We start from the raw sequence: 8,634 nt of genomic DNA on the forward strand, positions 1-8,634 counted from the left end.
GACGACGAACGCGTCGCATGTGAGCCCGGCGGCGTGCAGGATCCCGTCGATCCGGCCGTACCGCTCCCGGGTCTCCCGCACGAGCCTCACGACGTCGTCCCTGACCGCCATGTCGGCCTGCGCGTAGACCGCCTCCGCGCCGTGCTCCCGCAGCCGTTCCAGCAGTGCTTCCCTGCGCGCGTCATGGGGCGCCCGGCCGGCGAGCACGATCCGGGCCCCACTGGTCCGCTCCGCGATGTCCCGGGCGCACACCGTGCCCAGGCCGCCGGCGCCCCCGGTGATCAGATAGACACCGCCGTCCTTCCAGGGCGTCACCGCCGTACGGCGGTCCACGTCCTCCTCGCGCCACTTCAGGACCTGGCGGAGGCCGTCCAGGTACCGCACACCGAAGTCGGCGAGCGCCGCGCGCTCCGCCGTCACACGGGAGGCGGCACGCTCCGGAGCGTCGCGGGGGTCGACCAGCACCGTCTGGCCGAGCAGCCGCGGGTTCTCCAGCCCGGCCGACCTCAGGACGGCGGCCAGTCCCGTCCACAGCGACGCCTCGACGGCCGGGGCGACCAGCTGGACCCTGACCGGGTGGTGGGCGGGCTCCCCGAGCAGCCGCTTGACCTCGTCGAAGACCCTCAGCGCGTGGTCGGTGTAGCGGCGGCCGACGTCCGTGGCGCTCGATGTCAGCCGGACCACGCGCGCGGTGTCCCGCGCCTCGAGGGCCGCGGCGACGTCGGGGAGGTCCACGACAAGCACCAGGCCCTCGGGGGCCGACGCCGGGGCCGGCGCGGGCTCCGCGGTCACCCAGTGGGGTACCGCAAGGAGTTCCCGGGGGGCCGTCGCCGCCGTACGGGTGCGCAGGACGACGCCCTTGAGCCGCAGACACACCCTTCCGTCGTCGTCGCACACGTCGATGTCGACGCGCCGCGAACCGTCGTCCCGGCCGGAGCCGCCCCCGTCCGCGTCGTCCCGCAGCCAGGCCCACGCCCCCGCCGGGCAGGGGCCGAGGATGTCGACCTCGTCCACGGCGTAGGGCAGCAGCAGCGGTTCCCTCCCGGAGTCCACGGACAGCAGGCCCGCGCACGCCTGGAGGGCGGCGTCCACGATCGACGGATGGAGCCCGTAGGCGTCCTGGGTGTCCCGCACGGCCGGTGGCAGCGCGATCCGTGCCAGCACCTGGCCCTCGCCCGTCCACAGACGCTCGACGCCCCGGTGTCCCGGGCCGTAGGTGATACCGCGAGCCTCGGCCGTCGCGTACAGAACATCGGCGTCGGGTCCGGGAACCCGGCACTCCGCACGCAGCCGCGACAGGTCGACGCGGCTGCCGGTTCGCGCGGCCGCGGGCTGCGTCGACACGTGTGCCGTGCCCTCGCCGTGGACCACGTCTTCGGTTCCGGCCGCCGGGTCGCCCGGGACGAGGATCTCGAAGCCGACCTCGCCGGGCTTCCCGGACCGCAGGCGGACCTGGACGGTCAGCCCCACCTCGTGCAGGGTGACCGGCCGTGTCCAGACGACGTTCCGGAGCCTCACGACGTGGTGCGGCTCCTCGCACGAGGCCGCCACGGCGGCGCGCGCCAGCTCCAGGCACGCGGCACCGGACAGGACGGGCCTGCCGCCGACCCTGTGGTCCCGCAGAAAGAACTCCTCGCCGGTGTAGACCGAGGTGAAGCGCTGACCCTGAAGGGTGGAGGTGTTGGCGTGCAGGAGCGGATGGAGACGCGCGGGTTCCGCCGCCCGGTCCTGGCTGGGCGTGGCGGCGTCGGCCAGCCAGTGGCGCTCTCCCTGGAAGGGGTAGGTCGGCATGGACACACGGCGCGGTGAGCGGGCGGACTCGTCGTGGAGCCTCGTCCAGTCGACCGTGAGACCGGTCGCCCAGAGCTTCACGACCTCGTCGTGCGCGCCCTGTGCGAGCGCCGCGTCCAGTGTCCGTGTCCGTTCGGCGTCCGCGTCGGCGGTCCGGGCGGTCGCGGTGCCCTGCCGGCGTTCCATCCGGCCCCGGTACACCTCGGCGACCTGGTCCTCGCCCGCCAGGAACGCCCGTAGCTTGCCTGCGAGTTCACCGGTCGTCGTCGCGACGAGTCCGAGACGCTCCTCGTACGCCTCCCGGCCCGACTGGAGGGTGTGGGCGATGTCCGCGAGCTCGGTCGAGGCTCCCTCGCCCTCGGTCGTCCAGCGCAACAGCTGATCCGCCTGGGCACGCAGGGCCGCGTCCGTCCGCGCGGAGAGGACGACGGCGGCGGGGGCGCTGCGCGGCGGGGGGCCGTCGGCGGAGCGGGGAGCGGGAACGTACTCCTCGACGACGACGTGGGCGTTGGAGCCCCCCGCCCCGAAGGACGAGATGCCGGCGATCCGCGGGGCGGCGGTGCCGTCGGGGCCCGCCGGGCGGTTCCAGGGCATCAGCTCCCGGGCCACGTGGAAGGGACTGCCGTCGAAGTCGATGTGCGGGTTGAGCACCTCGGAGTGGAGGGAGGGCGCGATGTGGCGGTGCTTCATCTGCAGCAGCACCTTCGTCAGCGCCGCGATGCCGGCCGCGCTCTCGGCATGCCCGATGTTGCTCTTGACCGAGCCGATCGCACAGTACTGCGTCCGGTCCGTGTACTCGCGGAAGGCCCTGGTCAGTCCCGAGATCTCGATGGGGTCTCCGAGCGACGTGCCGGTTCCGTGCGCCTCGACGTAACTCACCGCTTCCGCGTCGACTCCGGCCTCGCGGAGCGCGTGTCCGATGACGTCGTACTGCGCGCGGGGGTTGGGGACGGAGTACCCGTTGGTCTTGCCGCCGTGGTTGACCGAGGTGGCGCGGATGACACCGTGGACGATGTCGTCGTCCTCGAGAGCGCGGGCGAGCGGCTTCAGCAGGACCGCGCCGACCCCCTCGCCCGGGACGTAGCCGTCACCCCCCTGCCCGAAGCTCTCGCACCGGCCCTTGCTGGAGGCGTACTTGCCACTGCCGAGCATCAGGAACTTGTTGGGGTGCAGCGAGAGGTTCACGCCGCCCGCGACGGCCATCTCACAGCCTCCGGTCCGCAGGCTCTGGCAGGCCAGGTGCAGCGCGGTGAGCGAGGACGAGCACATGGTGTCGACGGCCAGGCTCGGGCCGTGCAGGTCGAAGACGTACGACACCCGGTTGGCGATGGTCGACGCGCTGCCGGACAGCGTGACGTTGCGGCCGCGTGCCTGCTCCTGGGCACCGTAGAGCTGGTACTCCTCGTACATCACCCCTACGAAGACGCCGACGTTGCCGGGCAGTCCGCGGTCGTCGCAGTGCCGCAGGGTCTCGCGTGTGTACCCGGCGTCCTCGAGCGTCTCGTGCACGCACTCCAGGAACAGCCGCTCCTGTGGGTCCATGAACGCGGCCTCGCGCGGGGAGATGTTGAAGAAGAGCGAGTCGAAGCGGTCGACGCCGTCCAGGAAGCCTCCCCACTTGGCGTACGTCCTGCCGGGCGCGTTCTTGTCCGGGGTGAAGTAGGGGCCGTGGTCCCAGCGGTCGGCGGGGATCTCGCTGACGCTGTCGCGGCCCTCGGCCAGATTCCGCCAGAACTCCCGGACGTTGCGTGCCTGGGGATAGCGGCCGGCCAGCCCGATGACGGCGATCTCGGTGTCCCGGCCCGCCGGCTCCCGGCGGCGCCGCGCGACCGTCCGCCGGGCGTTCCCGGGCCTGGCCGCGGCTGGGGTGACGGTGTCCGCCGGCGCGTCCGACGGCTTGCGGTCCTCCTCGGCCGCGAGCAGTTCGGCCAGGCGCGGCCGGTGGGCGCCGAGGAAGTACCCGGACAGGGCGCTGATGCTCTGGTACTCGTAGAAGAGGGTCTTGGGCAGCGATCCGAAGGCCCTCTCCAGCCGGTTGGTCAGGTTCATCGCCATGATCGAGTCGATGCCGTACTGCTCGAGGGCGTCGTCGGCGTCGATCCGCTCGGCGGGTACGCGCAGCGCGGAGGCGAGGAAGCCGACAAGGTAACGGCTGACGCGCTCCTCCTGCGTGCCCGCGGGGAGGGAGCCGCCGTCCTCCGCGCCCGCGACGGCCGGAACGGCCTCTTCGGCGTGCGGGAGGGAGCCGCCGGTGCGCCCGGTCGTCCCGTGCTCCGCCAACGCCCTGGAGGTGAGCCCCCGGAGGCGGCAGCGCGGCAGGCCGGCCTCGTCGAGGAGGTCGATGTCCAGCTTGCGGATGCCGAGGTCGGGCCGGTCACCGTCGCCGTACCGGGCCCATGCCCACATCCGCGGGGTGCACGGCCCGAGGACGTCGAGTTCGTCGAGCGCGAAGGGCAGGTGGAGCCCGGCGGGGCCCGTGTCGTCGCCGTTCCGGCCGAAGAGTCCGACGGTGGACTGGAGGGCGGCGTCCAGCAGGCTGGGGTGCAGTACGTACCCGTCGGCGTCCGCCGTCGCCAGGGACGGCAGTCGCAGTCGTGCCAGCGCCTGCCCGTCGCCGATCGCCACGCTCTCGACGCCGCGGTGCGCGGGACCGTAGTCGAGACCCATGGTCCGGTAGACGCGGTAGCACTCCTCCGCGTCCAGGAGCGCGGCACCGCACGCCGCCCGCAGTGCGGCCACGTCCACCGCCGCCTGCTCGCCGTCGTCGGCGAGGGCCCGCACCGTGCCCTGACTGTGGACGACGGCGTCCGCACCGGGGTCGTCGACGGGGACGCCGGAGATCTCGAAGGTCACCTCTCCGGCGGGCCCGTCCTCCGCGGCGTACAGCGTCGTGACGAGGTGGGCGGCGGTCCCGGCGACGGTGAGCGGCTGTGCCCACACCACGTTGCGGAGCACGGTCCGAACGGTGCTCCCGTCGCGCGAGGCGTCCAGGGCGGCGCGGGCCATCTCCAGGTAGGCGGCGGCCGGCAGCACCTTGCGGCCGTTGACGACGTGATCGGTGAGGAAGGGCTCCTCGCCCGTGAGGACGGAGGCGAAGCGCTGGACGTCGAGGGTGGAGGTGTTGGTGTGGACGAGCGGGTGGAGCCGGCCGGAGTCGGCCGGGCGGGGCGCCGCCGCCAGGTCGCCCACCCAGTAGCGCTCGCGGGCGAAGGGGTAGCCGGGCAGCGGAAGCATCCGGGGGCGCCGGGCACCGTACAACTTGCCCCAGTCGACGCTCAGGCCCTTGACCCAGAGACCGAGCAGCCGGTCGAACTTGCCCTTCTCGATCCACAGGTCGACGGTCGCGGCCATGTCGCCGTCGTCGCCGAGGGCGGCGAGCGCCTCCCGGTGCTCCTTGACGTTGCCGAGGTACAGGTCCTCGACGTCCTCCTCACCGGCGACGAACGCGTCGAGTTTCCGGATGAGTTCGGCGAGGGAGCCGACGGCCAGCGCCAGCCGCGCGTCCATCGCCTCCCGGCCGAGCTGAAGCGTGTGGGCGACGGCACCGGGGGCGACGTCGGCCGGCTCCTGGGAGCGCAGCCAGCCGACCAGGTCCCGGGCCCGCTCCCGCAGACGCCCGGCGTCCTTCGCGGAGAGGACGATCAGTGCCGGGGCGCTCCCGGGCTCGGGGGCGGACGCGGCGTCGGCCCGGCGGTACTCGGCCACGACGACATGGGCGTTGGAACCGCCGGCGCCGAACGAGGAGACTCCGGCGATCCGGTCGCCCTCCGTCGTCCCGCCGTCGCCGCCGACGACCGCGGGCCGCGCCCACTCGGTCGTCTCCCGCTGGAGGCGGAACGGCGTGCGGGTGAAGTCGATGTTGGGGTTGGGCTCCCGCGCGTGCAGGCCGGCCGCGAGGGAGCCGTGCTCCATCTGGAGGACGACCTTGATCAGCCCGGCGATGCCGGCGGCGGCCTCGAGGTGACCGATGTTGCTCTTCAGCGAGCCGATGGCGCAGTGCTGCCCGGAGGCGGCGTCCGGTGCGAACGCCTGCGTCAGCCCGTCGATCTCGATCGGATCGCCCAGCTCGGTACCGGTGCCGTGTGCTTCCACGAAGCTCACCTCGCCGGCCGAGACCCCGGCGCGGGCGAGTGCCTCGCGCACGACCTCGGCCTGCGCGACCGGGCTGGGCACGGTGTAGCCGTTGGTGCGGCCGCCGTGGTTGACGCTGCTGCCCCGCAGGACGGCCCGGATGTTGTCGTTGTCCCGCTCGGCGTCGCACAGCCGCTTGAGCAGGACGACGGCCACGCCCTCCCCCGGTACGAACCCGCTGCCGCCGGCTCCGAAGCTGCGGCATCTGCCGTCGTCCGACAGCATCCGCTTGCCGGACATGAGGGTGTAGTTCGAGGGGTGCAGGTAGAGGTTGACCCCGCCCGCGACGGCCAGGTCGCACTCGTCGCGGAGCAGGTGCTGCATCGCCTCGTGGACGGCGCTCAGGGACGAGGAGCAGAGCGTGTCGACGGGCAGACTCGGCCCCGTGAGGTCGAGGAGGTACGACACCCGGTTCGCCACGGAGGCGAACGAGGTCAGGGGGTGCAGCTTCTCGTTCCGTTTCCACAGTTCGGGCCCGTACAGGTCGAACCCGGTCTTCGAGACGCCGGCGAAGACGCCCACCTTCCGGCGGTGCGCGTCGGCCAGGCGCCGCCTGGTGTAGCCGGCATCCTCCAGCGCGTTCCAGGACTCCTGCAGGAACAGGCGTTCCTGCGGGTCCATGCTCATCGCCTCCTGGGGCGAGATGGCGAAGAAGAGGGGATCGAACTCGTCGAACCCGTCGAGGAATCCGCCCCACTTGCCGTAGCTCAGGCCCGCGGCCACCGCCTCGTCGCGGTCGGGGTGGTAGAAGCCCTCCAGCGGCCAGCGGTCCTCCGGGATCTCCGTGACACAGTCGCGGCCGGTGGCCAGGTTCTCCCAGAACTCCCGGAGGTTCCGGGCCATCGGGAACCGTCCGCTCATGCCGATGACGGCGACCGCGTCCTCGGTGGGCCGCGGGGCGGGCGGGGTGGCCGCGGGTGCCGGCCGCTCGGTGAGGGAGGGGGCAGGCCGCGGTGCCGCGGTGGCCCGCCGGGGCTTCTCGGCTCCCGTCCAGTCCAGACACTGCTGCCGGTGCGTCCGCAGGAGGTGACGCGCCAGGGCATCCAGGGAGTTGAACTCGTACAGCAGCGTCTTGGGCAGGCCGGGAAAGACGCCGGCGAGTTTCCGGTTGAGCCGGGCGACGACGACGGAGTCGATGCCGTAGGCCGACAGCGGCGCGTGGGCGTCGATCTTCGCGGACGGGAGGCCGATGACGGCGCTGAACATCTGTCCGAGCCGGCGGAGGACCCTGTCGCGCAGCGCCTCGTCGTCGGTCTCCCCGGCCGCGGCGGGGACGGGAGCGGGCGCCGGGGCGGACTCGGCGGTGGCGGGCTGCTGCCGGAGCAGCGTCCGGCGGATGAGCGGGCCGTCGCCCTCGACCGCCATCACCTGACAGTGGTCCGATCCGAGGGACGCGTGGAAGACGCAGATGCCCGACTCGGTGCGCAAGGCGTGCATGCCCGTCTGTTCGCGCAGTGCGTTCTGCGTCTCCGCGTCGACCCGCATCCCGCCCTCGGCCCACAGCGGCCAGTTGAGCGAGAGGCTGCGTCCCGAGCGCAGGCCCTGCGCGACCAGAGCGCTCCGGTGGTGGGCGAACGCGTCCAGGAACGCGTTGGCGGCGGCGTAGTCCGCCTGGCCGACGTTGCCGGTGACCGCCGCCGTGGAGGAGAACAGGGCGAAGAAGTCGAGTGCGTCGTCCTTGCTGGCGGCGTCCAGGTTGAGGGTGCCGGCCGTCTTCGGGGCGAGGACCTCACGCAGTTCCCCGGCGCTCTTGTGCGCCACGAAACCGTCCCGGAGCACCCCGGCGCCGTGGATGATGCCGTGGAGGGCACCGTGCTCGCGCCGCACTCCGGTCAGGTACGCCTCGACGGCGTCCGGGTCGGCCACGTCGAGCCGGGTGTACTCGACCCGCGCGTGCGGGCGGCACAGTCCCTCCAGCAGGTGTCGCCGGTCGTCGTCGAGTGCGGAGCGGCCGCTCAGCAGGACGGACGCGTTCCGTACGGAGCGCAGAAGGTCCCGGGCGAAGATCAGTCCGAGGCCGCCGAGGCCTCCGGTGAGGACGTAGGTGCCGCCTTCCCGCCAGGGCAGGGCCGTGCGCTCGGGCATCGGCAGCTCGTGCCAGGTCAGTACCTCACGGACGCCGTCGCGGAAGCGCACGACGCGGTCGTCGCCGCGGTCGCGGCTCTCCAGGATCCGGCGCGCGGTGGGCTCCGGACCGGCGGCCGGGTCGACGAGCACCAGCTGGGGCACGATCGCGGGATTCTCCAGGCCCGCGCTCCTGATCATGCCGATCAGGCCGGACACGAGGGCGTCCTCGCCCCGCACGGAGCAGACGAGCTGAACCAGCGTGGCGGGCAGTTCCGGGTCTCCGGCCGGCGAGCGGAGCGCGGTGAGCACCTGGCCCGCGAGGTCGGCGTAGCGGTCCGCGAGTCGGGTGGCCCCGGAGCGCAGGAGGCGCACGTCGATCGTCGCGTCCTGCTGGAGCAGCGCGGGTTCCAGTTCGGGGGGCCCGGCGAGGAGCACCATGTGTCCCGGCTTCCGTCCGGTCGCGGGGCCGTCGCCGGCCCGCCAGACCGGGTGGCACCGCAGCAGCTCGGTCGGCGGTGCCGCGCCGGGGGCGCCGGCGGGCAGTTCCCCCCGTCCCTGACGGTCCCTCAGGTACCGCTTGACGTACTCCCTCGAGACGCGGTCGGCCTTGAGATCCAGCAGGAGCCGTTCCAGCCCACTGTCCAT

General features: G+C 73.2%; 1 protein-coding gene (only partly in view). It reads right to left on the minus strand.

The window, feature by feature from the left end; all coding sequences use genetic code 11:
* Positions 1-8,634 carry the 5' portion of an SDR family NAD(P)-dependent oxidoreductase gene (locus CNQ36_RS00325; protein WP_121544436.1) on the minus strand. It extends 4,959 nt beyond the left edge of the window, so only the first 8,634 of its 13,593 coding nucleotides appear in the window; it begins with the start codon at positions 8,632-8,634; its stop codon lies beyond the left edge, outside the window.

The sequence above is a fragment of the Streptomyces fungicidicus genome (genome assembly GCF_003665435.1).
Taxonomy (GTDB): Bacteria; Actinomycetota; Actinomycetes; order Streptomycetales; family Streptomycetaceae; genus Streptomyces; species Streptomyces fungicidicus.